This window comes from Mesorhizobium muleiense (assembly GCF_900099905.1).
Classification (GTDB): Bacteria; Pseudomonadota; Alphaproteobacteria; order Rhizobiales; family Rhizobiaceae; genus Mesorhizobium; species Mesorhizobium muleiense.
This window is the reverse complement of sequence record NZ_FNEE01000014.1, coordinates 87,184-112,686: the sequence shown is the minus strand read 5'-3', so window position 1 is coordinate 112,686 and position 25,503 is coordinate 87,184. Positions and strand designations below refer to the sequence as shown.

Here is a 25,503-nt window from a genome sequence, read left to right as displayed (position 1 = left end):
GATAGGAAAGCAGATGCGACGGATTGTTGTTACAGGCATGGGAGCGGTCACACCCCTTGCTGCCGATGTCGAAGCGTCGTGGTCGCGGCTGCTGGCCGGTCGCTCGGGCATCCGCAGGCTTCCGGACGATGTGGTGGCAGACCTCCCGGCCAAGATCGGCGGGGTGGTTCCCTCGCTGGAAGACGATCCGGAGGCTGGTTTCGATCCGGATGCCGTGCTGGCGCCAAAAGACCAGCGCAAGGTAGACCGGTTCATCATCTTCGGGCTCGCCGCTGCACAAGAGGCCCTCGCGCAAGCAGGATGGGCGCCCGTCTCGGAAGCCGATCGCCTGCGCACGGCCACGATCGTCGCGTCCGGCATCGGCGGCTTCCCCGCCATAACCGAGGCGGTGCGCACGGTCGACCAGCGCGGCGTCCGCCGCCTGTCGCCGTTCACGGTGCCGTCCTTCCTGGTGAACCTCGCGGCGGGCCACATCTCGATCCGCCATGGCTTCAAGGGGCCACTCGGCGCGCCGGTGACGGCGTGCGCGGCCGGGATCCAGGCGATCGGCGATGCGGCTCGCCTCATCCGCGCCAACGAAGCCGATATCGCGGTGTGCGGCGGAACCGAAGCCTGTATGAACATCGTCAGTCTCGGTGGTTTTGCTGCCGCACGCTCTCTTTCAACCGGCTTCAACTGGGCGCCGGCTCAGGCGTCACGGCCTTTCGACGTGTCGCGGGACGGCTTCGTCATGGGCGAAGGAGCCGGCGTGCTGGTCATCGAGGAATTGAGCCACGCGCTGGCGCGCGGCGCGAAACCGCTCGCCGAGCTCGTCGGCTACGGCACGACGGCGGATGCTCATCACGTCACCTCCGGTCCCGAGGATGGCGACGGGGCGCGCCGAGCCATGCAGATCGCAATTGCCCAAGCCGGCATCTCGCCGCGTGAGGTTCGCCACCTCAATGCGCACGCGACCTCGACGCCGGTCGGTGATCTCGGGGAAATGGCGGCGATCAAAACACTCTTCGGCGCAGATTCCACCATCGCCGTCAGCGCAACCAAATCGGCGACCGGACATTTGCTTGGAGCCGCCGGCGGGCTTGGAGCCATCTTCGCAATCCTGGCGCTCAGGGATCAGGTGGCGCCGCCAACCCTCAATCTGGGCGCGCCGGATCCCGCCGGCGACGGCATCGACTTCGTCGCAAACCAGGCCCGGCCGATGGCAATGGACTACGCGATCTCAAACGGCTTCGGCTTTGGCGGCGTCAATGCCAGCGCGCTGTTCCGGCGCTGGACGGACGAGTTGGCCGGTGCGAACGCCAGAGGCGCTCATAACTGACTCCGACCTTTCATGCTTCTTCCATGCCAATCCAAAATCAGTCCAACCCCAGAGAAAGAGATGATTTCAATGAACAAGACCAATCCTGGCGTCGCCCTGGTGACGGGGGCGTCCTCCGGCATCGGGCGCGCGACGGCCATAGCTTTGCAAAGCGCCGGTTTTCGCGTGTTCGGCACCAGCCGTCGCGCAGCCGCCAAAAACTCCGACGGCCCGACCATGCTGGCCTGTGACGTGACCGATGACGCGTCGGTGGCGAAACTGGTCGATGACGTGCTGGCCGAGACCGGGCGCATCGATCTGCTCGTCAACAATGCCGGCATGGGTCTGTTTGGTGGCGCGGAAGAGTCCTCAATGATCCAGGCTCAGGCACTGTTCGATGTGAACGTCTTCGGCGTGCTCCGCGTGACCAACGCGGTCCTGCCGATAATGCGCCGAGAAGGCAAGGGTAGGATCGTCAATCTGAGTTCGGTGCAGGGGTTCATCCCAGCTCCCTATTTCGCACTTTATGCTTCGACCAAACATGCCATCGAAGGCTATTCCGAATCGCTCGACCATGAACTGCGCCCGTTCGGGATTCGCGTTGCATTGGTCGAACCCGCTTATACCCGCACGTCGTTTGAAGATAATCTCGCCAAGCCGGACCAGTTGCTTGATATTTATGACGCTGCGCGCGCTAGCATGAACGCAGTCGTGCGGAAAGCAATGGAAAAAGGCGATTCGCCCGAATTGGTCGCCAAGACGGTTTTGGCGGCTGCGACCGATCCCGTTCCGAAGAGGCGCTATGCTGCGGGAAAAATGGCGCGCCAGGTCAGTCTCCTGCGCCGTTTCGTCCCCGCATCCGCATTCGACAAGAGCCTGCGTAAGCAGAACGGGCTGCCGGTCTGACGACATCGAAGACACCCCGTGAAGATCGGAATCATCGACGCCGGAAACATCGGCGCCGCATTGGCGCAGCGCAACCTGAAGCAATTGCCTAGAACAACGCCCTGCGGTTGTTGGTGTTAGATAAGCGATATGTTATATTGCGGTGCGAAAGAGCGGGGGCACGTCCTTTCACACCCGTAAGCGATCTGTATGTGCGACCCTGCAGACTGGTCGGTATCACTGAAACTCCCGGGCATGGGGTTCGGGATTCGATTGGGGGTAATGGGGCAATGCTTTATACGCTGGTTATGATGGTCTGCCTGACGGATGTGCCGCAGACCTGTGAACAACGCGAGCAGATGGTGGACGGCCTGGCGATGAACCCAGGGACCGCCTTCATGCAGGCGCAGCCGCTGGTCGCCCAGTGGATTGAGACGCATCCCGGTTATTTCGTGCAGCGCTGGCGCGTGCTGCCCGGCCGGGGAACGTGAGATCCGCTGCGGAGATAGAGGTTCTACTTCTTCGCGGCGAGCGTTTCCGAGACGGCCTTGGACAATTGATAAAGCCGCTGCTCGATGATCGTCGGCACTTCACAGACGTAAGTCAGTGATTGGACGCGTTCATTGAAAATTCGCGTTGCGAATTTCAGCTGCTCGGTTCGCCGTTCGATGTCGTCGGGATCCGCATCCGGCTTTGCCCGCAACGCATCGACCTCGGACGCTGCCTTGCGCAAGACGGCGGCCATTTCGAGCTGCTTGTGGGCGTACCGGGAAATGCCTGAGATCACCTGCGAACGCTCGGCGTCCATGTGATCGAACATGCCTTGCACCAGCATCGCCATCTTCGGGGCAAGCTGCTCGGCCGGCAGCGAGGCGGCGAAATCCTTGATCTTCTTCTGGGCTTCGGCAATCGGCATCCGCCGGGCCGCCACCTCCTCGACCAGGCCGGAGACGGCAGGGTCCTTCGAAAAGTCCTTCGCCGCTGGCGGAAGCTCCGGCCCGTTCCAGATCTGGCCGAGCGAGAGTTGCGGCACCTTGCGCTGTATGCAGGGCCAGTCCGGATCGGTATTCGCCGCCCTGGCGTTCACGCTCGGCGCGAGCATGGCAACCACAGCCAGGCTGCGAACAAGACTCATTCGTGCCATCAGCCATTTCCTCCGGTGTCTTGTTTGCGGGTCACCAGGCCGCGCGAAGGGTCGTAGGCGATGATGGCGGCGGCAAGGAACAGGACAGTGCAGCCGGCAACGACGCCCAGCGACAGCCACTCGATCTGGCCGTAGAAGGCGAAGCGGATCAGTTCGACGGCATAGGTGAACGGGTTGGCGAGGCAGATCTTGTGCAGCAGCGGGCTCGCCTCCTGGATGCGCCACAACGGATAGAGCGCCGGAGAGGCGAAATAGCCGGGAAAGATGACGAAGTTCATGATGCCGGCGAAATTTTCGAGCTGCTTGATCATCGACGACAAAAGCATGCCGAGCGCGCAAAGCATCATTCCCGACAGGAACAGCGCCGGCAGCACCATGAGATAGCCGATCGGCGGCGCCTTGACGCCCCAGAACCAGGCAACGATCAGGAACGCATAGACCTGCGCGATCGATACGGAGACGCCGGCGAGCATCTTCGACACCAACAGGAACCAGCGCGGGAAGGGGCTGACCAGCAGGGTGCGCATGTTGCCCATCTCGCGGTCATAAACCATCGACAGCGAAGACTGCATGCCTGAGAACAGCAGGATCATGCCGCACAGCCCCGGCGTGATGTAGACCTCGTAGAGCACGTAGGTCTTGTAGGGCGGGATGATCGACACGCCGAGCACCTGCCGGAATCCGGCGGCAAAGATGAACAGCCAGATGAGCGGCCGAACCAGCGAGGATATGAAGCGCTCGCGCTGGTGCAGGAAGCGCAGGCATTCCCGCAGGACGACGCCCTTGAGGCAAATGAGATAGTGGCGCAGGCCGAATTTTTCGAACTTCACCGGGATGATGCCGGCGACTTTTTCGGGCATTGAAGGAGCGCTCATGGCGATATCCCCGCGGTGCCAGCCGCCTCGATGCGGCTGAGCCTGGAAAAGGCGTCGCGGATCGAGCCGGCGCCGCTTGTCCTGACGACATCGGCCACCTTGCCCTTGGCGACCAGTTCGCCCTGGCGCAGCACGACGACATGGTCGCCGTCGTCAACCTCGTCGATCAGATGCGTTGCCCACAGCACGCCGATGCCCTCGGTTTCGACGAGCTTGCGGATGGTGGCGAGAATGCCGGCGCGCGACTGGATGTCGAGACCTACCGTCGCCTCGTCGAGCAGCAGCAGCGACGGGCGGTGGAGCAGCGCCCTGGCGATCTCGATGCGCCGCATCTGGCCGCCGGAAAGGCTGCGTGCCTTGTCATGCTGCCGACCCGGCATGTCGACGATATCGAGCAGCGCGGCAATGCGCTGCCGGGCCTCGCGTCCGCCGATGCCATGCAGCGCGGCGTGGTAGGAGAGGTTCTGGTGAACGCTGAGATCGAGGTCGAGCGTGCGCGCCTGGAACACGATGCCGACCCGCCTGAGCGCCTCGCCGGAGGCGCGGCTGACGTCGTGGCCGAAGATGCGGATCGACCCGCGGCGCGTGTCGTAAAGATGGCTGATCAGCGAGAACAGCGTCGTCTTGCCGGCGCCGTTGAGACCGAGAAGCACGGTGAACGTCGCCGGCGCGATCGAGAACGAGACGTCGTTGAGCGCCGGCTTCGAACCATAGGAATGGCTGACGGCGGCGACGTCGAGCGCCGCCACCTGATCTCCCGGTCCGCTTGTCCTCACATGCTGCACGCTGGCTGGCTCCCTTGTCGTCGACAACAGTCTGGCCCAAGTCTAGCCCACGGGGCGTGATCGCGCAGGTCCTGCTTTTCAAACCTTACTTGATCGTGATCGTGCCCTTCATGCCCTTGTCGGCGAGGTCGGGCACCGACCATGTGTAGATACCGGGCCTCACGGTGGTGAACTGTACCTGGATGGTGCCGTCGGCGTCGAATTCGAGCCATGCGGGTGCGCCGTTCATGTGCACCTCGAGGTCGTTGATGACGATCTGGTTGTTCCACACATTGCGGAACAGGTCGGTGTGGAATTTGTACTCCAGCCCGCCCGCCGCGGTGATCTTCCAGCGATAGCCCTGGCCGGCGATCAGCTCAAAATCCTTCTGGTTGGCGGTGAACTGGTCTTCCTTGCTGCCGAGGATAAGTTCCGGCACGTCCTTGCTGGCCCGGGTCGCCTTCTCGGCTTTCGGACTGGCCTCCGTGCTGGCCGCTCCGGCGGCGGCGTCATCGTCATCGCCGTCCTGCGCCGAGACCTGGCCCTGGGTGAGCGCCATGCCCACCAGCGCGGCGAAAGCGACTGCCCGAAATTTCCGCATGATTTCCTGCCCTTCTGCTGTTTTTCTGTCGGTTTGATTCACTTGGTTTATTCAATGGTTCATGTGGCGGGATTCATTTGGGAGAGACGACGACGCCCCACGGCAACGCGCCGACGGTCACCGACTGCACCGGCTCGTCGGTCGCCACGTCAATGAAGGTGATGTCGTTCGACACGCCGTTGGTCGAGATGATGGTCTTCTGGTCCGGGGTGAAAGCAAGCTGCCAGACGCGTTGGCCGACCAGCACATATTTCTCGACCTCGTATGTCTGGGTGTTGACCACCGCGACGCGGTTGGCCGGTCCGAGCGCCACGTAGGCTTTCTTGCCGTCGGCGGTGATGCGCACACCGACCGGCTGGATGGATTCGGGCCTCAGGCCGGCAACCTCGAAGGTGATCTTCTGGACGACCTCGCGCGTTTGATTGTCGATCACCGAAACCGTGCCACCGATCTCGGCGCTCACCCAGGCCTGCTTGCCGTCGGGGGTGAACTCGACGAAGCGCGGGCGCGCGTCCACCAACACGTTGTCGGTGATCTCGTGCGTCGACGTATCGATGAAATGCGCCATGTTCGTCGTTTCCGACGTGTTGACCATGGTCTTTCCGTCCGGGCTGACACCCATGCCCTCCGGTTCGACGCCGACCGGGATTTCCGCCAGCACCTTCTTGCCCTCGATGTCGATGACGGTGACGAGATTGTCGTCCTCATTGGCGACATAGAGCGTCTTGCCGTCAGGCGACAGCACGAACAGCTCCGGGTCGGGCCCGGAAGGCAAGGTATCGACGATCTCCAGCGACGCCGTGTCGATGACCTCGATCGAATCATCGTCGCTGGCGCAGAGATAAATGTGCTTGCCGTCGTGCGAGATGGTGATGCCGCGCGGACGCTGCCCGACATTGACGGTCTTCACCACCTGCATCGTCGCGGTGTCGACGACGGTCATTGTGTTGTCTTTCTCGTTGGAGACATAGGCCATGTAGGCCGACGCCGGACCGGACATGAAGCCGGTCGCAACTATGGCGAGTGCGCAAGCTCGTCTCTGCACCGAAGTTCCTCCCAATCTTTTCTACTTAAGCACGCATTTTGTTTCCGGCTCGTCGACCCCGAGCGTATCGAGCTCCGACAGCTGGTGCAAAAATCCCTCCTGCGGCGATGTCGAGACGACCGACCTGGTGTCGCCGAGGAAGATCGGCTGCCGCAACTGCTGGTTCCACTTGCGGAACGTCAGTTTCTGCCCCTTGAAGGCGGCGATCGAAAAATCGTCGGAGCGGATGAAATCGGCCATCTTGCGCGGGTCGGCGCCCTGCGTGCGGGTCGCCGCCTCACCGAGGATGCGCACCGCGGTCCACGCCGCCATGTCCTTCGAAACCATGCGGCGGCCGTTTGCCTTGGCGAAGCGGTTCTGGATCTGTGTGCCGCCCCATTGCTCGCTGGCCGGATGCCAGGCCAAGGGGGTGAGGCCGGCGGTGCCGGCGACCGGCCGCGGGATCCAGGTGCGGAACGGAACGTAGGTGCCGAACACCTCGCTTTCGTCGGCGACCAGCAGGACATCGTGCTCCGGCAGGTCCTGGGTGAAGACAGGCATCTGCCGCTGGATCTGGACGACGCCGGAATCGGTCCGCCGCGCCGTGCCGGTATCCTCGAACAGTTTTTCGCCGACGATCTCGCCGCCGAAGCGCGTCGCCGCCCGGCGCAGCGCCTCGGCAAAAAGCTGGTCGCGCTCGTGCGAGCCGTAGATCAGCACCCAGCGCCGCCATTGCTTCCAGATCAGATATTGCGCCAGCCCGTCGGCCAGCATGCTGCGCGTCGGGATGGTGTGGAAGATGCTGGCGCGGCATTCCTCCTCGCGAAGACTGTCGTCGGTGGCGCCGGCGTTGAAGATCAAGACGCCGTTGTCGCGGGCAAGATCGGCGATCGACAGCAACTGCCTGGCCGAGAGGTCCGCGACCACATAGCGGTTGCCTTTGGCGATCATCTCCTGGAAGGCCGGGACGACATCGGCATCCGGCTTCACCTCGGTCACGTCGAGGCTGAATTTCTGGCCGAGGAAGCTGCCGGTCGTGTTGTTGTCGGCAATCGCCACATTGCCGCCGGCGACACCTTCATCGCGCGGCGGGACGTCGAGCACCGACAAGGCCAGCTGCGGCGCATAGGCGCGCAAATAGCCTATCTTGATCTCGGTCAGCTTTTTTTCCGGCTTGGCCGTTGCGGTCGGCTGCTTGCCCGTCGCTTCCTGGGCGAGCGCGCCCGCAACGTTGACGGTCAGGAAAAAAAAGCACAAAAAGGCCGCCAGAGTGCCCGGCACCGCGCTCGTCATCGATAAAATTACCCGTTCTTGCGCTAAAGTCCGATTGTTGTCGGAGCGGCGCGAAGTCAAGGTGCCCGTGATGAGCTTAGCTGACCCGCAAATTTTATCAAACCCTGAAAGTGGACCTCTCACGTCTGCTTTAGTGCCATGCCTGCTCGCCCGAACGGCGACCGAGCGGATTTCGGTATTCGGGCCCAAAAGCGTCCTTTTCCTCATGCCGGAGAAAGTCCGTCAATGACCAGAATGCTGGCCAGCGTCACCGGCGTCGACGAGGCGGAGATCGCGCTTTCAGGCGGTGCCGACATCGTCGACCTGAAGGATCCGAAGGCGGGAGCGCTGGGCGCGGTGTCCACGCAGACCATCCGCCGGACGATTTCGCTGATCGCCGGCCGGGCGCCGGTCAGCGCGGTCTGCGGCGACCTGCCGATGGAGCCCGAGACGATCCGCGCCAGGGCCGAAGAGATCACTGCCGCCGGCGCCGATTACGTCAAGATAGGTTTGTTTCCGTCGGCAAATGTTGCGGCTTGTGCTGCAGCGCTCGCGCCGCTCGCCGCGCGAACGAAACTGATCGCCGTGCTTTTCGCCGACCTGACGCCGGATTTCGAGCTTCTGCCGATGCTTGCCGAACATCGCTTCCATGGCGCCATGGTCGACACTGCGAACAAGGCCAACGGGCGGCTGCTCGACCATCTGCCGCCCGAGCGTATCCCGGGATTCATCGATCGAGCGAAATCGCTCGGCCTCATGGTTGGGCTGAGCGGATCGCTGGAAGCCCCTGATATTCCACGCCTGCTGCCCTTCGCTCCCGATTTTCTCGGCTTTCGCGGGGCGCTGTGCGGCGATTCTGGCCGCGTGGGTTCGATCAACGCCGAGGCGGTTGCGCAGATCCGCGAACTGATCCCGGAAGCATCCCGGGCCGGCGGCGCGTCGAGCATCGACTACCGCCTGCTGGCGGCGAGGGGCTATTCGCCGGGCACCGACCCGACACTGGGCACCGACAAGATCTTCGTGCGGGACTTTGTCCTGCCGGTCCAGATCGGCGCCTACAGTTTTGAGCACGGCCATACCCAAAAAGTGCGTTTCGACGTGACCGCCGACGTGCTGCAAGTCACCGACCATCCCGAAGACATGCGCCATGTGTTCTCCTACGACATCATCATGGACGGCATTCGCACCATCGTTGCGCGGGGCCACATCCAGCTCAGCGAGGCCCTGGCCGAGCAGGTGGCGACCTACATCCTGGAGAACCCGCGTGTCGTGCGGGTCACGGTAAGGGTGGAAAAACTCGAGCTCGGCCCAGGCGGCGTCGGCGTCGAGATCGAACGCAAGCGCCAATCGGCAGGCCGCGGCGTTGCCTCCGGCCCTGCCGGGCGAAAAGACCAAGGCGCCGTTTCCCGACCGCGACAGGAAAGGCCCGAGGCCATCAGGCGAGCCGCCGTCAAACCGTCCGTCGTCAAGCTTGGCGGCAGCACCGTCCATGCGGCGGAACTGGAAAGCTGGATCGCGGCGCTGGCGGGTTCCAAGCTGCCGATCGTCATCGTGCCAGGCGGCGGCCTGTTCGCCGACCAGGTGCGCGAGACGCAGATTTACATGGATTTTTCCGACACCGCCGCCCACGCCATGGCGATCCTCGCCATGGAGCAGTTCGCCCAGGTCATCCTCGACCGTGACGAAAGGCTGGCGCCGGCACGGTCGCTGGAAGAAATGGGGCGGGCGCTGGACGCGGGGAAGATCCCGGTGTGGCTGCCGTCGTCATTGGCGCTGCCGGCGCCGGACATTCCGGCGTCCTGGGATGTTACCTCCGATTCGCTTGCCGCCTGGCTTGCCGGCAAGCTCGGCGCGAACGCGCTGCTCTTGATCAAGCAGACCGGCGCCTTCTCCGGCAGCGACACGATCGACAGCCTGGCGGTCAGAGGCATCGTCGACGCCGGCTTCGCCGCCATGCTGCCCGACGGTGTCGATGTCCATCTCGCCGGCCCGAAAGATGCCGCCGAGGCCGGGGCGCTGCTTGCGGCGGGCAATCTGCCCGGCATTGCGATCGCGGCCCCGACCCGGCCGGCAAGGAAAGCAGGGTAGGCGATGGCGACGCTGCATACGCCGCGCTGGGCATGGGTTTTGACCGGTTCCGGTCATTTTTTTACGGAGAGTTTTGCACTCATCCACCAGATCGAGCATTGCGATGTCTTCGTGTCGAAAGCCGCCAGCGAAGTGCTGCGCATGTACAAGCTCAAGCTCGATTTCCCGGAGACGACGCGCGTGCTGCACGACAAGACGGCGAGCGCGATCCCGGTCGGCGAATTCTATCACGGCGTCTATCATACGGTGGTGGTGGCGCCGGCCAGCTCCAACACGGTCGCCAAATGCGTGCACGGCATTTCCGACACGCTCGCCACCAACGTCTTTGCCCAGGCCGGAAAATGCCGGGTGCCGGCCATCGTCTTTGCCTGCGACACCGCGCCGGAACTCGAAACCATGGCGCCGCATGGGCTGGTCAAGGTCTATCCGCGCAGCATCGACCTGGAGAATACCAACCAGCTGAAGAGTTTTGACCGAACCCAGGTGGTCGAGTCGCTTGCCGATCTCGAAGCCTCGGTCAGGCGGCGCCACGCCGAACTCGCAGGCCATGGCTGAGCGGCTGGTCTTTCTTACCGGCCATCTGGCCAAGGTCCGGCTGGAAAGGCTGCTGGCCGGACTGGGCGAAACCGAATTTGCCTGGGAGATCATCGACATCGGCGTCAAGGTCGCGGCGCTGATGAGCGAAGACATCATCAAGCGGCGGCTTACCTTGGCAGGCGCCGCCGATCGCGTCATCCTGCCAGGCCGCTATCGCGGCGACATCGAGCATCTGTCGAAGCATTTCGGCGTGCCCTTCGTACGCGGGCCCGACGAGATCGCCGATCTGCCGGCCTTTCTCGGCCGGGCGGGCGAGCCGCCTGATCTTTCGCGTCACGACATGCGCATCTTCGCCGAAATCGTCGATGCGCCGATGCTGTCGGTCGAGGCGCTGGTGGCGAGAGCACGGACGCTGGCCGCGGCCGGCGCCGACGTCATCGATCTCGGCTGCCTGCCGGAAACGCCGTTTCCGTTGCTGGAAGAGGTCGTGCGCAAGCTGAAGGCACTGGGATTTCTGGTCAGCGTCGATTCGGCCAGCACCGACGAACTGTCGATCGGCGCGCGCGCCGGTGCGGACTATCTTCTCAGCCTCGATGAGAACACGCTGCCGCTGGCCTTCGACCACAAGGCCGTACCAGTTTTGATCCCGGCCACGCCCGGCGACCTGGATTCGCTTGGCCGGGCCATCGAAGCGGCACAGAAGGCCGGTGTCGGCTTCCTCGCCGATCCGGTGCTCGATCCGATCCATTTCGGCTTTGCCGCCTCGCTCGGGCGTTTCATCGAGGCGCGCCGCCGCTGGCCCGAGGTCGAGCTGCTGATGGGCACCGGCAATCTCACCGAATTGACCGACGCCGACAGTTCCGGCGTCACCGCGGTTCTGGCCGGGCTCTGCTCGGAACTTCAGATCCGAAACGTGCTTGCCGTGCACGTCAGCCCGCACACGCTGCGAACCATCGAGGAGCACGACATTGCCCGCCGGATCCTGTTTGCCGCCAAGAATGACGGTGCGCTGCCGCGAAGTTACCATCCAGGGCTGCTGCAGGTTCACGATCGCAAGCCGTTCACCGCCTCGACCGAAGATATCGCAGCACTCGCGGCAGAGGTGCGCGACACCAATTTCCGCATTATGACCGCCGAGGACGGCATCCATGTTTTCAACGGCAAGGGGCACGCGGTTGCCACGGGTGCGTTCGAACTCTTTGCCGGGCTTGGCGTTGAGGCGGATGGAGCACACGCGTTCTATCTCGGCGCCGAACTGATGAAGGCCGAGATCGCGTGGCGCCTCGGCAAGCGCTATGTGCAGGACGAGCCGCTCGCATGGGGCGTTGCCGCGCCGGCTCCCGAAACCGACCGCAGCCGTCTTGCCGAAGCGGGCCCCACGCTTCGCGCGAAGAAAGAGCGCTAAACCATGCCGTTCATTCGCGAATCTATCATCACCACGGTCAACGAAGCCGGCGACGTCCACATCGCGCCGATCGGCATCATCGCCGAGAAGGACGGCTGGGTCATCGCGCCGTTCCGGCCGTCGATCACGCTCGACAATCTCGCCGAAGTGCCGTTCGCCATTGCCAATTACACCGATGACGTCCGCATCTTTGCCGGCTGCCTGACCGGCCGCAAGCATTGGCCGACCGTTGCGGTCGACGGGTTTCCGGTGCCGCGGCTCGCAGCGGCGCTCGCGCATTCGGTCCTCGAAGTCGAAAGCGTGGACGACGATGCCATGCGGCCTCGCCATTTCTGCCGCGTGGTGCAGGAGGAAACGCATGCGCCGTTCACCGGCTTCAACCGCGCCAAGGCGGCGGTGCTGGAACTGGCCATCCTGGTCAGCCGGCTCGGCATGCTGCCGCGCGACAAGATCGAGGCGGAAATCGCCTACCTTTCGATCGCCATCGAAAAGACTGCGGGCGAGGGCGAAAAAGAAGCCTGGGACTGGCTGATGCAGCGTGTCGGCGATCACCTTGCGGCCGAGGATGCCAGCGGCGAGGATGCGCGGGGCTGAACCGGATATGCTGAACCTGGGTAAGCGTCCGGGCCGACGTGGTTTAGCATGGTACACGGTGGCGGTGATCTCAAACGGCGGTGTTCGAGCCTTTTGCGGCCATTGAGCCCGGTATGCACGATGATCGGCCCGTGTCTTCTACCTCACCGCGCGCGCCCGTCCCGGCCAGCGGGTTCGTTCTTCGACCCCTGAGCGGTCATCCATTGGCCCCCTAACCGACGGGCTGGGATTGGCTGCTCAAAACTATTGTATTGTAGGCGGTAGGCCATGTTATGCGATACGGCTGCTTCCACAACGAAGTCCGCCACTGCTCCACCTCGGCACCCGCGATGGACGGCCCCACCATGTCAAAGTTCCTCGTTACTTGAACCTCAGGAGACATTGACGAGCAGCTGCTGGAGTTCGTTCCCGGTGCGGTTTAAGTTTGCGATCCGATCGTGTCGTGGTCCGCTAAAACAAAAGGGCGGGCGAGCTTTGCGAACGGTATCCGGTGGAGGGGCTTGCAGCAAAAAATCTGAGGCAACCCTCGCCTGATCGCTGGGATTCTTGTCGGCCTCGCCACCAAGTTCAACGTGCCAATAATATGAGAGATGAAATTGAGCATTACCCCTGAACAACGAAGCGAGATCGAGGCAGCCCGCGCAAACGCCTCGTTCGGCAATGGCGTAGAGGTCGCCAAGGCTTATCCTTTTGCTCAACTGGTAGGCCCACGCTTGCTGCAACTGTGACGCCGGCACCGTCACGGCGCCGCGAACCGTTACCGACCTCAAGGTGAATAATATTCGTTCGGCTTGTTCGGGTGGCGTAGTCTTGCGCGCGTCGGGGACCGAAAGGTCGATCGTTCCAGGCTTCCTCGGTGCGGAATAGCGTCGGACAGTCTCGTTCTGATCCGAGATCACCGAGTCGATCTGCTCGGGAATTGTTTGGCTAAGGCTGGGCCCGACAATGAAGGCACTGATCGCAAGACAAATCGATAGGCAACGCACTGCGTCGGACCATCGGGACAGCGCCTTGCGACCAGGCATGTCAAAACTCGCTGAACTATCGTGGCAGGGAAATCAGCGGTAACTCTGAATTGGTTTAGCAGTATGCCGCGGGTCCGTCACTGGCAAAAAATACCGTCAATGGCCGAGTAACGCGCAGACAGCCTGAGCCTGAACCTCCCTCAAGTGCTCAATCAAGGCGCCTGTGGGCTCGGCAGCGTTCAGCGTGGTAGTGACCGAGCGCGTACCGTCGGCGTTGGACGCGGCCCACTGCGTATAGCCCGGGAAGTTGCCAGTATGGCCGTACACGACGCCGCACGGCGTGGTGTAGCGGAACAGTCCTAGGCCAGCCTCATTCGTCCCTGGTCCGGGCGGGCTGGAATCTCCTGATATGAACTGCATCTGCTCCTGCTGCTCGGCAGCGCCGAAAAACTTCAGCGCAAGGTCAGCCCGTATGAACGTGGACAAGTCTTGAGGAGTCGACACGATCGCACCAGATGCCCACGCGCCGCTGGGGCTGACAAAGTTGGTCACGTCCTCTGGCTGGGATCCGGGCTCAACGGCGTAGCCGTGGATGTAGGGCGTCGGCAGCGCGATTTCCGTTGTCGGGAAGCTAGTTTGCGCGAGGTTGGCAGGACCAAATATCATCTCTTGCAACAGTGCCTCGTAAGGTTTGGAGGTCACTTCTTCGGCAATCAGCCCAACCACGATATTGTCGGTGTTTGAGTAGGCATACTTAGAACCGGGGGCAAACTCGAGCGGATCGTTGCGGACCCAGTCGATGATCTTTCTCGGCTCGACGTAGCCTTGGGGATCTGTCGCCACTTGCTTGGCCAAGCCGTCGGATCGCAGGTAATCAGGTAACCCGCTGGTGTGGTTTAGCATGTGCCGAAGCGTGATCGCGGACCATGCCGCCGGCAGCCCGGGCAAATGTTGGCCGATAGTCTCGTCGAGGCCGATCCGGCCAGTCTGGACGAGATGCAGGGCAATGGCCCCGTTGAAGGCTTTTGAGACGCTGGCGATACGCATGTATTGATTGACCGCTGGCGCTACATCCGAGGACACATTGGCGCGGCCCGCACTGAGTACGGTTAGGCGGCCGTCGCGGTAAAGAGTTGCTATCGCACCTGGCGGCCCACCCTCAGTCTCGACTAGCTGCTGCAGGCCGTGTCGCACCGCTGCATCGGTTGTGGCTGACCGCTCGGCCGGCGGAGGGGGCGTGGGTGCGGGGCGTTCGGCATCGGAATGCTTTATATATCGGCCGGGATCCATTTCCTCCGGCGCCACGATGACCTCGTCGTTAACGCCAGAGTCGATGTATTCATCGGTAATGGAAAAGCCTGCCAGAAGCTGCTTTCCCGTGAGAGGGTACCAGGAGCCGAATTCGTGTGAGTATGCGGCGATTGCCAGCAAGGCCAGTTGCCGGTTGTCATATAAGTCGATTTCATAGCTTTCCGCCAATTTGCCGCCTGAATATTTTTTGTAGCCGTCAATATACGCATCACGAGGATTGTCGCCGCGGTACTTGTCTACGATGGCGCCAATGGTGACCTTGTCCTTCTTGCCCCCGAAATAGATTTTGCGAAGAAGAAAGCCCCAAGCGGCTACCCCAAACTCAGGAGTCTCGTAAACGGCGGTCTGGTTGCCGTACCTGTCGGGCAGCGTGCAACCCACATACCCTTTCATGCTATCTCGCTGCCATCTCGAGATGTTGATGGCGCCGGGATTGTTTGTTCGAAGCGCCCGTCGAGTGAGCGTATCGGACGAACTGTAGCGGGCGTCTGGCACGCTGCTGAAGAAATTGCCAATCCCGATCAGGCTCCTGAACCTGAATTCTATATCGTCAGGATATTTCGCAGAATCACGAAATGGAGGAGTTAGCTTGCGAGTGTGACTGGCGTCCCAAAACGGCAACCCCATCGCTTTGCCTGTCTCAATGCCGACCATGCCGTCGACAGGCATCCCACTATTGGCCTGAAAGGACTTCACCGCGCTCACTGTTTGCGAGCCGAACAAGCCATCGATCACAGATGCATAAACTGCCTTATCCGCCAGCACGCTCTGTAGAAGCGCAACTCTGCGATCAGGAGCGTTGCGTAGGCTCTGCCTGAATATGGGGCCGGCGGGTTGTCGTTTTGGGTTCGGTTGGGGCTTGCTGGCTCCTTCGCTCGGTGCGGAACGATTGCCAGAGGACCCGCAACTCAAATAATCCGTTGCGCTAGCTTGCTCCAGGCTCTCAAAAGCGGAGGTCGGGCCACATAGCGATGCAAAGAGAATGGCAGCCGAGCAGTACGCACTCAGCTTGAGATAATGGCCGACCGTTTGGCGACTTCGCCGGACGCTGGTCAATTCCTCGATGTTCGACATGTCGTCTGACCTATGGCGAAGTCTTGTGCACCATCTTCAATATCACTTGATGAGTGCGTAACGGAAGCAGGGTTCGATATACAGGCTGCAGCGATGTCAGGCAGGCCTCGACGTCGCCGACAGACGCGAGTCTTGTTCGCGAAAACTACCCCATCGCAACGCCCGAAGTCGGCGGCCTGCTGTCGGACAACGTCAATACCCGGGCGGCAACAGTCCGCTTCTGAATAATTGACTTGAAAGCCGCCAGTCCGCTCCCGGCCCAATTGCGGTCATCCGCGAGTATGCATCTGGCTGACTGGTATTGGCGCGTCGAGCGGGTGCCGAACGCGAACCTTCCACCCTGTTGCGACCTGCGCTGGTACGGGTCGGGATCTTTCGAGCCGGGGGAAATATCTCATCTCCCCGATTGATCGGATGGCCATGATATAGCACCTACGATTGAAATCCCGCCAGCAGCGCCACCGCTGACGCGGGCGCCACGCTGCTGGCTTCGCCGCGAACGGCGTCATCTGCGGGGATGATCTCGGCGAAATCGACGAAGCGGCGTTCCATGCGTTCGGCCAGCCGCCTGATCTGCCAGCGGCCGGTCCCGGCGCCGACGATCGGCGCATCCCGGGCAAGGGACCCGGCAACCGGGGACCCGGCAACCAAGGACGCTGCGTCGTGGATCTTGCGCAATTGCTGTTCGCTGAACCAGCGTGCGATTTTCTGCCATTCCGGCAGGGTCAGCTCGGCGGCGTCGCGCCCGATCATGCGCGCCAGCCGCGCGATCGAGCCATCGATCGTCTTTTCCTTGCCGTCGGCGGAAGCGTGCCTGTCGTCCTTCTCGTCGAGCACCCCCAGGATCCGGTGCGCGTCGGCGATCGAGGCGAAATACTCGTTCATCAGCGGAGTCAGCCTGCCGCGGACGGGGGCCGACGAGGCGACGCCGAACAGGAACGTCCTGGTGAAGCCGGTATAGACCAGTTCGCCGCTCAGCAGCCGTCCGGCATCGGTATAGCCGTCATTGGCGACGGCGCCATTTCTAATGGCGATAATGTCGGTGGTGGTCGAGCCCATATCGACGAACAGGGCATCGCCGGCGAGTTTCGCCACCAACGACGCTGTCGCATGCCAGTTGGCGGAGGCGACATCGCTGCTCAGCCGCGCTGCCTGCTCGACCCCGACAAATCCGGACGGTCCGGCATAGATCAAGTTTTCGCCTGGGACCCGCGCTGAAATCTCATCCAGCAGGGCCGCGACGCCGGCGTCGCGAGACGGAAAGATATCAGCCAGTTCGCCGGTCATGGTGAATGCGTTGAGATCGGCGCCGGCATAGATCGGAGCCGTTTCCTCGAATGCCGAGGTCAGGGTATGGAGCCCTAGCCAAAGCGGCGTGGCGATGGTTACAGCCTCGACGATGCGGCCGTCTTGCGCACGCGTCACCTTCAGATGGGCGCCGCCAATATCGAAGCCGGCAACGATGCTCTTTCTTTTTTCCACGCTTCAAGCTTTCATCAGAGTTGGTCAGGGGCAGTCGGTCAGCGAGAAAAAGAGCGTTGCGTATCATTCCGGTTCTTGACCTGAAAGGCGGCGAGGTGGTGCGCGCCCAGCAAGGAAAACGCGATCGCTACAGGCCGATCGTCACGCCGCTTAGCCAAACTTCCGATGTCGTCGCGGTCACTGAGGGCCTGCGCCGGCTTTACCCTTTTCCGACCTTCTATATCGCCGATCTCGATGCCATCGAAGGCGGAACGCCAAACAGCGGCGCGCTTGCCCGGCTGAAGGCGATGGCGGAGCCGCCGGAGCTTTGGGTCGATGCCGGGGTCACCGACGAGAAAACACTTTCGGCGGCACTTGCCGAATCCTGGCTTTGCCCGGTCGTGGGGTCCGAATCGCAGCAGGACGACGCGCTGTTGCGGCGTTTTTGCGATCATCCGGAGCTTATCCTGTCGCTGGATTTCTTCGACGATGGGTTTCGCGGTCCGGCATCATTTCTCGACGAGCCGGCGCTTTGGCCGCAAAAGGTGATCGTCATGACATTGGCCAAGGTCGGTTCCGCCTCCGGTCCCGATTTCACGCGGCTCAAGGCGATCAAGGCGAAGGCTGGAAGCCGCTCCGTCATCGCGGCCGGCGGGGTGCGCAATGAGGCTGACATTCGCGCCCTCTCGTCACTCGGTATCGCCGCGGCGCTGGTTGCGACCTCGCTGCATGACGGCACGCTCACGCCGGGGCAACTCGCAGCGCTTGGCACCTGACTTCGCCTCGAACTTCGGCCTCGGAAACTGGGCCTTGTAGAGCGGCGGGCCGTCAAGTCGATCGTCTCGCCGCTCTATCTCTTTGCTGGAGCCTCGGATTTCCCAAAACCGGTCCACCCTCGGGTCAGGCCCGAAGGCAGGCCCTTTGTCCGGTGCTCTAAAGGCCCAGAAGGTTTTTCAGGCGGCGCAACAGACCATCCGGCTCCGCGGAGGGTTTTGCCTGTGCGGGGCTGTCTCTTGTCTAAGCCGCGAACGGATGCTTCACCTGGTCCCGCTTATCCGTGGCTTCGGCGGCCGTCGGCGTTCCTGCAACGGCGCGTTGGATGGCTTCCTTCGTCGCTTCGTAATTGTACTTCTGGATCTTGGCGTCGTCGGCGGCGTCCCAATGGATGAAAACGCCGACGCAGATGAACAGGTCGTCCGCCTCATTGGCAGGAATGGTCCCATCGGCGACGCTGTCCTGCACGGCCTTGGCGACCGCATGCTGGGCCGGGCCGAACATCTGCACCGCCTGCTTGGCGCCCTTGATCGTGACCTTGTTGAACATCACGGTGTTGGGCTTGCACTGAAGATTGGGCGCGATCACCGCCAAAAGGGAGGTAAAGCCGTCCTTGTTGTTGGTCAGCGCGTTGCAAAATGCTGTTTCGACTGCGCTCCCCCGTGGGCCGATGAGTAGGTCGACATGCGCCACTTCGTTGCCGTCTCCTACCAGCGATTCACCGACCATTACTTTCGAGATCTTTGCCATGCCAATTCTCCTCCAAGACACAGTTATGGTGTCCAAAGACGCCGCAAACCGAGCGAGCGCTCGATGGACAGCTATCCTTGTTGGCAGCGCCCGGGGATCCGGACCGGTTGGCTGGATAGCCGCGGAAGCCCAGCTTCCGCTCCTGAAAGTCAACCACCAACGTTGCGATTATGCAAGCTGAACGCCGAGGGTGTGGACTAAAAGAGTAGCCACGGTGAGGTCGGCCGAGGTGCCGGGATTGACCTTGTCCGCCTTCAGCCGGCGGTCCAACTCCATGAGCAGACGAATGCGTGACGTCTCGTCGTCGCTGGCATGCAGCGCCGCTTCAACGGCAAGGGCTTCTTGCCGCGCCTGATTTGCAACGTCAGCGCCATGGTTGCGCACCACATGACTGTCCGGGAAGCCGGCGAGAAACGCCATATAGGCGAACACCGTCGGCCACATGCCTACTTCGCCGCGCGCCAAGGCGGCTTGCAGAGCCGCAAGCCCGGCGCCGAACACGTCGCCGAAACCGGTAACATACTGGCGGGCGATCATGTCGCGGTCGGCCGCCTCGCGCATGGCTTCGAGCAGATGAACTTTTGGCTCCTGCCGCACATCGTTCGCCGCCTCTCCGAGGCCGCCCGGCGCGGCGGCGACGATCGCCTCGAACACCGCCCTGGTATCGTCCATGCTCATCGCGCGCAGCACCGCGTCGAGATTGTCGTGCAGTCGATTGTCGGGCAGTTGGGCGCCCGCCATTTCGGCGGCGCACAGCAGTGGCCCTGCCAGAAGGATGATACCGAGATTGGTATTGGTCTGGACCGCCAGACGTGTCGCGCGGACCGCTTCCAGCATGCGCTGTCCGACCGGCAGGCGCGGATCGGTCAGCGGGACGGACGAGACCTCCGCGCTGGTCATGAACTGGGCAGCGGACATGCCGTGCCCGTCGGCGAACAGATGGACGTTGCCCGGTTTCAGCGCCTCGATCTCCATCCGGCAGGCGTCCTTGTAGGCAGCCCGGAGGCGTTCTCGCGAATGCGCCATGCCGTCGGTCACGAATTCGCCGGCGCGGTGAGGCGGTAGGGTCGCGCCGCCGCCGCCTCTGCGCGATCAGCTGGGCGATCAGCCAGGAATTTCAGCAGGGCGTCGGCAATCGCATCGGCGATGTTGACCGCGACCACCGATTGAAGCCCGGACCAGGCGGGCATGCTGTTGACCTCCAGCACCAACAGCTTGCCGTCTGCCGCCGGCACGATATCGACGCCGGCGAAATCCGCTGAGATAGCGGCGGCGGCGGCCCGTGCCAGCGCCGCCAGTTCGGTTTCGCCATGCCCCGAAACCTGCCCCGAGACTTGCTCGGGCACCGCCCCGCGATTGACATTGGTGATCCAGTCGTCGCCACGGCGGCTCATCATCGCCAAAACCTCGCCGGCGCAGACGAAAACGCGAAAATCGCGGAAAGGCGGGCCAGGACGCGGCACGTAATGCTGGAGATAGTAGACGCCGTTCACCTCGTCGTCGGCGGGGAGGTCGGACAGTGTTTCGATCAGCCGGATGCCGCGGCCCTGGGCGCCGAAAAGCGGTTTTAGCACCAGAGGCGTGAACGGCAGTTCGCGTCTGGCGACCGTTTCGGCCATGGCAAGACCCTCGACCGCGAATGTCGGCGGCGTCGGCAGGCCGGCATTCTTCAGGAGGAAGGTCGTCATCGACTTGTCGACGCAGCGTTCTATCGCCTGCGCGGAATTCCACACCGGAATGGAAAGCTTGCCGAATGCGTGCAGCACGCCGAGACGCCGGGTGACGGCTTCGAACGATCCGGCGGCGATCGAACGGACAAGCACGGCGTCGGGCAGCGCGCCGTCGAAACCGGGGATCGACAGTCCGCTCGGGCTGCCGGTGTCGAACGCGATCGCCGCCAGCGGCACGGTTGCGACCACGGCGCCGCGCCGCTCCAGCCTTGCCGCCAGGCCCTTGGAGCGGGCGTCCGAGACGTCGCTGACGATCAGGATGCGAGGGATCATGTCTCGCCTTGGATACCGGTATACGGAAAGCCGGAACGAATGCCCCGGCAGGCGGATGACAGACCGATCCATTGCAGCGCCATGGTCTAACCGAGGCTCCGTTCGAGCATCTGCAGATCACGCTCGCCGGCGCGGAACGTATCGCCGGTCTCGATCGCCGTGACGATCACTTCGGCAGGGCTGAACAGCAGCGGATCGATGGCATAGAAATCTCCCTTGAACCGCTTGAAGATCTCGGCGAAGGGGTGGCCGTGGTCGCGCGAGGCTTGGCTCGGCAGTCGCTCAGCGAGCTCGCTGGCGTCTTTCGCCGAGCCTTTTACGAAGAGCTGGACGCTGCCGCCATAGATGATGGCGTCGTTGGTCCTGCCCATCGCGGTCAGGAAATCCGGATGCGGGGCGGGGATGGGCGCCGTGCCGATGCCGTCGACAACGTTCTCCAGCGGAAACTTGAGATCGTTGGTCTTGTGCAGGGCGACCTCGAGCGCGCGCGCAACGATCTGGACGCCGCCCGCCAGGCTTTGTGTCGGCGCATAGAGGAAGGTGAGCTTTTCGGGTGGCAATCCCGTTGCCCTGCCGACCTTCTCGACGATCGCCTGGGGCGGCGGTTTGGCGGTCTCCAGGATCAGCACGGCGGATGACGCGGTGTCGCGATAGGAGAGTGTTTCGAACAGCGGTTCGACGCGGGCGAGCGCCCGCGCCGGTCCCGATCCCATGGCAAAATAATCCTGGCTCGACAGGTTCCAGCCCGCATACTGGCTGCCCAGGCAGGCAAGCACCGGCTGCGACGACCGCACTTCGATGGTGAACGGCCATTTTGGCGACGCACGGTCCATGCACACCGAAATGCTGCCGAGGCCGCCCATCGCGGCTTCCGCCATGCGCAGCCCGGCCTCGACGCCGCCGGCGGCCTTGGCGCCGGCGTCGATCAGGCACTCGCCCAATGGCCCGGTGGAAACGCCGATACGCAGGCGTTCAGCGTCGCCGATCATGCCGTCGATGATGCGCTGCGCATTGTCGTTGAGGAATGCCGAACCGTCTTTCATGTCCGGTCTCCTTCCCATTGGTGTTGCAATCGGCTGGCTTGTCCCTTGATCAGCCGCCTGGTCAGATCGGCGCTCGGACCGCGCGCGAAGATGGTGCAGACCGGATCGCCGGCGATCAGTCGGGTGCCGGGCGACTGATGGTCGGCAGTCCATTCAGGCCAGGCAATCGATGGAAAGCGGGCGATCGGCGCCGCCGCATAGGTCACCATCGACGCCATCGAATCGACGAAGCGCGGCAGACGGAATTTCTTGCCCGCCGCGGCGCGCAGATGCGCTTCGATCAATGGCGCGTCGGCATCGTCGAAAATGTCGAGCGTGGCGCCGGGCCGCGGATTGATCTCGATGAGCTTGTAGCCATCCGGTCCGCGAATGAGATCGGCGCTGCACAATCCAACCAGGCCGGCGCGACGCGCCAGACCTGAAAGCCAGCCGCGGATCATCGCCGCCCGTCTGCGATCGAAGCGCCTCAACCGCACGGCGCCGCCATAGCGGTAGGGCGCTGCCGGGGCAGGCGACGCCCATTGTTGGCTGAAGCCGACGATGTCAGCGCTTTGGCCGTCGCCGACGAACAGGGCCGAGATGCTGCGGCCGGCAACGAAGCGCTGGAAATAGCGGCCGCCAGGAGCCTGACACTGTAATATCGGGGTTTCTCCGGCGGCCCGTCTGATATGCGCGCCGCCGGCGCCGCCTGCGGTCTTGACCACCCAGTTCTCCGGATCGGGCGGCGGGTCCCATTGGAATTCCGGATGCGGAATGCCGAGTTCGGCGCAATCGGTGGCCAGCAATTGCGGGTCCTTGATCCTGCGGATCGCGGCGCCGCTGTTGCCGGCGAGCGGAAAATGGCGCGCGATCTCGTCGACGGTCTCGGTCATCCGCTCGAAGCCCGAGCCCAGGACGATGGCGACCGGCTGGTCGTCTCCTGCCAGTTGCCGAAGCGTCTCGATGATGCGCTCGCCGTCGATGCCGCCTTGCAGGTCGCCCGGCAGCATCGTCGCGCGCTCGGCAAGCGCGACCGTGTCGGTATCGCAAAAGAAATCGGCGACCAGCGGACGATAGCCGGCGCGGCGCGCAGCGGCAGCCAGCGCCCGGCCTGAAATCGCCGCGATCAGCACAGATCCGGCGTTATTTGGCAATCTCGCGTGCAAGGGAAAATGTTTCCTGGAAATCGAGCGTGATGGTTTTTTCGGATTCGATCATTCTTTTGAAGAGGCCGAATTCGACCTTGTATTTCACGTTGCCGATGGCGAGCGGACCAATGCCGACAGCTTTTGCCGCTTCGAGCGGATCGCCATTGGCATTGACGGCCACGCCTTCGATGCCGGCCGGCGGGACCGCATTGACGTCGGCGGCAATGAGCAGGCCGTCGCCTTTCAACTGGGCTTTTGAGACCACCTGGACGCCGGCCTTGGCGCACGCCAGGATCACCTCGCTCGCCTCGACCAGCTTCGTCTTGCGGGCGTCGCTCGATCCGTCGGCCGCATCGACGGCGATGTTGAACCGGCTCTTGATCTCGGCCGCGATCTGCTTGACCCTTTCGATGCCGTCATGGCCGACCAGCGTGACCCCCGCGCCTTCCCTGGCGGCGATCACGGCGGTGCAGAAGCCGACGACGCCGGTGGCGCCGAAAACAGCGATCCTGGTGTCTTTCAGCCCGCGCTCGAATTTCTTCTCCAGCGCTTTTTCGACCTTGGCCACCATCGCCGCCGCCGTGGTGAACGAGCCGGCCGGATCGGCGAATACCGAAACCTGGAAAGGCGGCACCATCGCCTTTCGCGCTGCGTCGAACATGTCGAGCGCCAGCGAGGCATCCTTGCCGGCGATAAAAATGCCGGTATCGACGCCCGCATCGGGCGGGCGCGAGAAGATCGCGTCCTGCACGAGGCCTGTCACCTCTCCCAGGCTTACATCGACATAGGGGACGACGGCGTCGAAGCCTGCATCGAGAGCCATGTTCACGTCGAAAGGGCTCATATGCTTCAACGGCGTCAGCATGTGCAGGATGTGTTTGCGGGCCATTTCTCGCCTTTCTTCTTGAACCTGATCGTGTTGGCCAGCCGTCAGCTGCCGACGAGATCAAGTCTGGTCGAACTGATCTTCGCGCCGGAATTCCTGCCCTTGACGATCCTGATCTCGACGCCGTCTTCAACTGCCTGCTGAACCGCACTGACGAAGCTGACTGCAGCGTCTTGCGATGGGGCGAAGGCAAACCCTGTCGGTCCCCACGAGCTCTGGCCGATGCCGACGGCGCCTGCTTCGTTGAGACCGTGGGCCACGCTCTCGACCCGCCTGGAGGTGAACACGCCGCCTTGCGCCGGGGCGAAATGGGTGCCGATCAGCATCTGGATCGCGGTGACGGCGGCGCCGAAGGCTTGCAGGTCGTGCTCGACAAGAGCCGGCATGATGCCCATCAGCACCCGCCGGCAGATCTCGCCGCTGCCGGATGCCGGGAACGGCGGCAGCGAACGAAACGCCGCGATCTCGGCATCGCCATGCAGTCCATGCCCGCCATGGTCGAGGATCAGGATGACGCGCCACTCTTCCGGGAACGGCAGTCGCGCCACGACCGGCGGCGGCCTGCCGCTGTCGTCCTTGCCGGCGTCGACGATGACGCCACCGCTTTCGAAGCTGGCGATGCCGATGCCGGATCGTCCGCCGCGATCGAGCAGGGTCGCATCGCTGCCGATATCGAGAGGCAGTTTGTGGAGCGTGCGCAGCGCCGCGGCGACGGCAAGGGCGATCTGCGTGCCGGAGCCCAGGCCGGCATGGCTCGGGATCGACTGTTCGATCACCAGACGGTGCTGACCGCGAATGCCGAGATGGCTGCAGAGCGTCGACAGATGTTCGCCGGCGCGCCGGCTGTCGGCGCCTTCGACGATGGTCTCGCTGGACCGTGACAGGGTGACTGTTGTTTCGGGTTCGCTCAGCGGCAGCCCGACGCTGCCAAAGCGACGCCCGGTATCGCCGTTGAGATCGAGGAAGCCAAGATGCAGGCGGGCGGGCACTCGTATGGTAACAGAATTCGACATCTACCCCCCGATGGGTGCATCATAGACGCATCATGGAAGTTTAGGTGCCCGTCGCCATGATAGCTGTTTTCGTCGAAGGGGCAAGCCGCAGAGAGTGCATTCGTTTTATCTTCTTTTGGCTCGGCGCGAGAACGGACCGGGCAATTCGCGGAGGTCGAGATGAACGAGACGCCGAGGGAAAAAGTCTATTCGGAAGCTGAGATTGCCGACCGGCTCGAGAAGGAACTGCCGAAATGGTATTACGAGAACGGCTGGATCCGGCGCAAATATAAGACCCACAGCTGGAAATCGACACTGATGGTCATCAACACGGTCGGCCATCTCGCCGAGGCGGCATGGCACCATCCCGACATCACGGCGTCCTATGCCTGGGTCGAGGTGCGCCTGATGAACCATGCAGCCAAGGGCATCACCGACAAAGACTTCGAGCTGGCCAAAAAGATCGAGGAGGTCGTCCAGTGGCAGCCGGCCCGGGAAGGCGGCGCGCTGGAAGGCACTCCACCGACCGATCAGCGCTTCGCTTACATCAAATATGATTAAGCGCGGTCGGAATTTGTTGATGGCGTAAGAAAACATTCGCTAATCTGCTGACAGGCGGGGTTCACGGCCA

Annotated in this window: 25 protein-coding genes; 9 read left to right on the top strand and 16 right to left on the bottom strand. The window is 62.9% G+C overall.

The window, feature by feature from the left end:
* Positions 1–13: 13 nt before the first annotated feature.
* From fabF to BLT09_RS22330, 3 genes are all read left to right on the top strand, one after another.
* Complete coding sequence (fabF, locus tag BLT09_RS22340) at positions 14–1,318, top strand: beta-ketoacyl-ACP synthase II (protein WP_091596886.1); 1,305 nt, start codon at positions 14–16, stop codon at positions 1,316–1,318.
* A 69-nt stretch (positions 1,319–1,387) separates the two neighbouring features.
* Positions 1,388–2,203 (top strand): oxidoreductase, encoded by an 816-nt coding sequence (locus tag BLT09_RS22335; protein ID WP_091596766.1) that lies wholly within the window; start codon positions 1,388–1,390, stop codon positions 2,201–2,203.
* A 269-nt stretch (positions 2,204–2,472) separates the two neighbouring features.
* Positions 2,473–2,673 carry a hypothetical protein gene (locus BLT09_RS22330; protein ID WP_023797709.1) on the top strand — a complete coding sequence of 67 codons (201 nt, stop codon included), beginning with the start codon at positions 2,473–2,475 and terminating at the stop codon, positions 2,671–2,673.
* 23 nt (positions 2,674–2,696) lie between these two features.
* Here BLT09_RS22330 and BLT09_RS22325 read toward each other — a convergent pair whose 3' ends face one another.
* From BLT09_RS22325 to BLT09_RS22300, 6 genes are all read right to left on the bottom strand, one after another.
* Positions 2,697–3,326, bottom strand: a complete 630-nt coding sequence (locus BLT09_RS22325; protein WP_091596763.1) for a hypothetical protein — start codon at positions 3,324–3,326, stop codon at positions 2,697–2,699.
* Positions 3,326–4,201, bottom strand: a complete 876-nt coding sequence (locus BLT09_RS22320) for an ABC transporter permease (protein ID WP_091596759.1) — start codon at positions 4,199–4,201, stop codon at positions 3,326–3,328. The genes BLT09_RS22325 and BLT09_RS22320 overlap by 1 nt, the downstream gene beginning before the upstream one ends.
* A complete protein-coding gene (locus BLT09_RS22315; RefSeq protein ID WP_091596756.1) occupies positions 4,198–4,986 on the bottom strand; it encodes an ATP-binding cassette domain-containing protein in 789 nt (262 codons plus the stop codon). Before BLT09_RS22315 ends, BLT09_RS22320 begins: the two co-directional genes overlap by 4 nt.
* An 85-nt stretch (positions 4,987–5,071) precedes the next feature.
* Positions 5,072–5,566 (bottom strand): cupredoxin domain-containing protein, encoded by a 495-nt coding sequence (locus BLT09_RS22310; RefSeq protein ID WP_091596883.1) that lies wholly within the window; start codon positions 5,564–5,566, stop codon positions 5,072–5,074.
* A gap of 73 nt (positions 5,567–5,639) precedes the next feature.
* Positions 5,640–6,611 carry a YVTN family beta-propeller repeat protein gene (locus BLT09_RS22305; RefSeq protein ID WP_091596753.1) on the bottom strand — a complete coding sequence of 324 codons (972 nt, stop codon included), beginning with the start codon at positions 6,609–6,611 and terminating at the stop codon, positions 5,640–5,642.
* Between the two features lie 21 nt (positions 6,612–6,632).
* Positions 6,633–7,883 carry an ABC transporter substrate-binding protein gene (locus BLT09_RS22300; protein WP_091596750.1) on the bottom strand — a complete coding sequence of 417 codons (1,251 nt, stop codon included), beginning with the start codon at positions 7,881–7,883 and terminating at the stop codon, positions 6,633–6,635.
* A gap of 225 nt (positions 7,884–8,108) precedes the next feature.
* Here BLT09_RS22300 and BLT09_RS35045 point away from each other — a divergent pair, with 225 nt between their 5' ends.
* From BLT09_RS35045 to BLT09_RS22280, 4 genes are read left to right on the top strand one after another with little or no spacing between them, the layout of a single operon-like run.
* Complete coding sequence (locus BLT09_RS35045) at positions 8,109–9,950, top strand: (5-formylfuran-3-yl)methyl phosphate synthase (protein WP_091596747.1); 1,842 nt, start codon at positions 8,109–8,111, stop codon at positions 9,948–9,950.
* Positions 9,951–9,953: 3 nt separating this feature from the next.
* Positions 9,954–10,505: a flavoprotein gene (locus BLT09_RS22290; protein ID WP_091596745.1), complete on the top strand. Its 552-nt coding sequence runs from the start codon at positions 9,954–9,956 to the stop codon at positions 10,503–10,505.
* Positions 10,498–11,892: a DUF6513 domain-containing protein gene (locus tag BLT09_RS22285; RefSeq protein WP_091596742.1), complete on the top strand. Its 1,395-nt coding sequence runs from the start codon at positions 10,498–10,500 to the stop codon at positions 11,890–11,892. Before BLT09_RS22290 ends, BLT09_RS22285 begins: the two co-directional genes overlap by 8 nt.
* Positions 11,893–11,895: 3 nt before the next feature.
* On the top strand, positions 11,896–12,486 hold the full coding sequence (locus BLT09_RS22280) for a DUF447 domain-containing protein (RefSeq protein ID WP_023797719.1): 591 nt from the start codon (positions 11,896–11,898) through the stop codon (positions 12,484–12,486).
* 371 nt (positions 12,487–12,857) lie between these two features.
* Here the strand turns inward: BLT09_RS22280 and BLT09_RS34640 are convergent, their stop codons facing one another.
* The 3 genes from BLT09_RS34640 to BLT09_RS22265 form a co-directional block, all read right to left on the bottom strand.
* A complete protein-coding gene (locus tag BLT09_RS34640) occupies positions 12,858–13,511 on the bottom strand; it encodes a hypothetical protein (RefSeq protein ID WP_208602526.1) in 654 nt (217 codons plus the stop codon).
* A gap of 96 nt (positions 13,512–13,607) precedes the next feature.
* Positions 13,608–15,836: a serine hydrolase gene (locus BLT09_RS22270; RefSeq protein WP_091596739.1), complete on the bottom strand. Its 2,229-nt coding sequence runs from the start codon at positions 15,834–15,836 to the stop codon at positions 13,608–13,610.
* A gap of 432 nt (positions 15,837–16,268) precedes the next feature.
* Entirely contained in the window at positions 16,269–17,318 is a 1,050-nt protein-coding gene (locus BLT09_RS22265; protein ID WP_091596736.1) for a hydantoinase/oxoprolinase family protein, read from the bottom strand.
* Between the two features lie 56 nt (positions 17,319–17,374).
* Between BLT09_RS22265 and BLT09_RS22260 the strand changes: the two genes are divergently transcribed.
* Complete coding sequence (locus tag BLT09_RS22260) at positions 17,375–18,073, top strand: HisA/HisF-related TIM barrel protein (protein ID WP_091596733.1); 699 nt, start codon at positions 17,375–17,377, stop codon at positions 18,071–18,073.
* 241 nt (positions 18,074–18,314) lie between these two features.
* On the opposite strand, the gene fae is transcribed toward BLT09_RS22260, so the two are convergent.
* The 7 genes from fae to BLT09_RS22225 form a co-directional block, all read right to left on the bottom strand.
* A complete protein-coding gene (fae, locus tag BLT09_RS22255) occupies positions 18,315–18,821 on the bottom strand; it encodes a formaldehyde-activating enzyme (protein WP_023797737.1) in 507 nt (168 codons plus the stop codon).
* 168 nt (positions 18,822–18,989) lie between these two features.
* On the bottom strand, positions 18,990–19,859 hold the full coding sequence (locus BLT09_RS22250; protein ID WP_329608813.1) for a triphosphoribosyl-dephospho-CoA synthase: 870 nt from the start codon (positions 19,857–19,859) through the stop codon (positions 18,990–18,992).
* A complete protein-coding gene (locus BLT09_RS22245; protein ID WP_091596731.1) occupies positions 19,856–20,824 on the bottom strand; it encodes an ATP-grasp domain-containing protein in 969 nt (322 codons plus the stop codon). The genes BLT09_RS22250 and BLT09_RS22245 overlap by 4 nt, the downstream gene beginning before the upstream one ends.
* 86 nt (positions 20,825–20,910) lie before the next feature.
* Positions 20,911–21,867 (bottom strand): methenyltetrahydromethanopterin cyclohydrolase, encoded by a 957-nt coding sequence (gene mch, locus BLT09_RS22240; protein ID WP_091596728.1) that lies wholly within the window; start codon positions 21,865–21,867, stop codon positions 20,911–20,913.
* Entirely contained in the window at positions 21,864–23,000 is a 1,137-nt protein-coding gene (locus BLT09_RS22235; RefSeq protein WP_236473706.1) for an ATP-grasp domain-containing protein, read from the bottom strand. The genes mch and BLT09_RS22235 overlap by 4 nt, the downstream gene beginning before the upstream one ends.
* Positions 22,990–23,883: an NAD(P)-dependent methylenetetrahydromethanopterin dehydrogenase gene (locus BLT09_RS22230; RefSeq protein WP_091596724.1), complete on the bottom strand. Its 894-nt coding sequence runs from the start codon at positions 23,881–23,883 to the stop codon at positions 22,990–22,992. Before BLT09_RS22230 ends, BLT09_RS22235 begins: the two co-directional genes overlap by 11 nt.
* 41 nt (positions 23,884–23,924) lie before the next feature.
* Positions 23,925–24,893: a beta-ribofuranosylaminobenzene 5'-phosphate synthase family protein gene (locus tag BLT09_RS22225; protein WP_091596721.1), complete on the bottom strand. Its 969-nt coding sequence runs from the start codon at positions 24,891–24,893 to the stop codon at positions 23,925–23,927.
* A gap of 159 nt (positions 24,894–25,052) precedes the next feature.
* Between BLT09_RS22225 and BLT09_RS22220 the strand changes: the two genes are divergently transcribed.
* The gene (locus BLT09_RS22220) at positions 25,053–25,433 is read left to right on the top strand and encodes a 4a-hydroxytetrahydrobiopterin dehydratase (protein WP_091596718.1); all 381 of its coding nucleotides are present in this window, start codon (positions 25,053–25,055) and stop codon (positions 25,431–25,433) included.
* The last annotated feature ends 70 nt before the right edge of the window (positions 25,434–25,503 follow it).

What these genes read in the sequence shown, in the direction of transcription:
- fabF (WP_091596886.1), top strand. Translation starts at nt 14, where the DNA reads ATGCGACGGATTGTTGTTACAGGCATGGGAGCGGTCACACCCCTTGCT.
- BLT09_RS22335 (WP_091596766.1), top strand. Translation starts at nt 1,388, where the DNA reads ATGAACAAGACCAATCCTGGCGTCGCCCTGGTGACGGGGGCGTCCTCC.
- BLT09_RS22330 (WP_023797709.1), top strand. Translation starts at nt 2,473, where the DNA reads ATGCTTTATACGCTGGTTATGATGGTCTGCCTGACGGATGTGCCGCAG.
- BLT09_RS22325 (WP_091596763.1), bottom strand. Translation starts at nt 3,326, where the DNA reads ATGGCACGAATGAGTCTTGTTCGCAGCCTGGCTGTGGTTGCCATGCTC.
- BLT09_RS22320 (WP_091596759.1), bottom strand. Translation starts at nt 4,201, where the DNA reads ATGAGCGCTCCTTCAATGCCCGAAAAAGTCGCCGGCATCATCCCGGTG.
- BLT09_RS22310 (WP_091596883.1), bottom strand. Translation starts at nt 5,566, where the DNA reads ATGCGGAAATTTCGGGCAGTCGCTTTCGCCGCGCTGGTGGGCATGGCG.
- BLT09_RS22300 (WP_091596750.1), bottom strand. Translation starts at nt 7,883, where the DNA reads ATGACGAGCGCGGTGCCGGGCACTCTGGCGGCCTTTTTGTGCTTTTTT.
- BLT09_RS35045 (WP_091596747.1), top strand. Translation starts at nt 8,109, where the DNA reads ATGACCAGAATGCTGGCCAGCGTCACCGGCGTCGACGAGGCGGAGATC.
- BLT09_RS22290 (WP_091596745.1), top strand. Translation starts at nt 9,954, where the DNA reads ATGGCGACGCTGCATACGCCGCGCTGGGCATGGGTTTTGACCGGTTCC.
- BLT09_RS22285 (WP_091596742.1), top strand. Translation starts at nt 10,498, where the DNA reads ATGGCTGAGCGGCTGGTCTTTCTTACCGGCCATCTGGCCAAGGTCCGG.
- BLT09_RS22280 (WP_023797719.1), top strand. Translation starts at nt 11,896, where the DNA reads ATGCCGTTCATTCGCGAATCTATCATCACCACGGTCAACGAAGCCGGC.
- BLT09_RS34640 (WP_208602526.1), bottom strand. Translation starts at nt 13,511, where the DNA reads ATGCCTGGTCGCAAGGCGCTGTCCCGATGGTCCGACGCAGTGCGTTGC.
- BLT09_RS22270 (WP_091596739.1), bottom strand. Translation starts at nt 15,836, where the DNA reads ATGTCGAACATCGAGGAATTGACCAGCGTCCGGCGAAGTCGCCAAACG.
- fae (WP_023797737.1), bottom strand. Translation starts at nt 18,821, where the DNA reads ATGGCAAAGATCTCGAAAGTAATGGTCGGTGAATCGCTGGTAGGAGAC.
- BLT09_RS22245 (WP_091596731.1), bottom strand. Translation starts at nt 20,824, where the DNA reads ATGATCCCTCGCATCCTGATCGTCAGCGACGTCTCGGACGCCCGCTCC.
- mch (WP_091596728.1), bottom strand. Translation starts at nt 21,867, where the DNA reads ATGAAAGACGGTTCGGCATTCCTCAACGACAATGCGCAGCGCATCATC.
- BLT09_RS22230 (WP_091596724.1), bottom strand. Translation starts at nt 23,883, where the DNA reads ATGGCCCGCAAACACATCCTGCACATGCTGACGCCGTTGAAGCATATG.
- BLT09_RS22225 (WP_091596721.1), bottom strand. Translation starts at nt 24,893, where the DNA reads ATGTCGAATTCTGTTACCATACGAGTGCCCGCCCGCCTGCATCTTGGC.
- BLT09_RS22220 (WP_091596718.1), top strand. Translation starts at nt 25,053, where the DNA reads ATGAACGAGACGCCGAGGGAAAAAGTCTATTCGGAAGCTGAGATTGCC.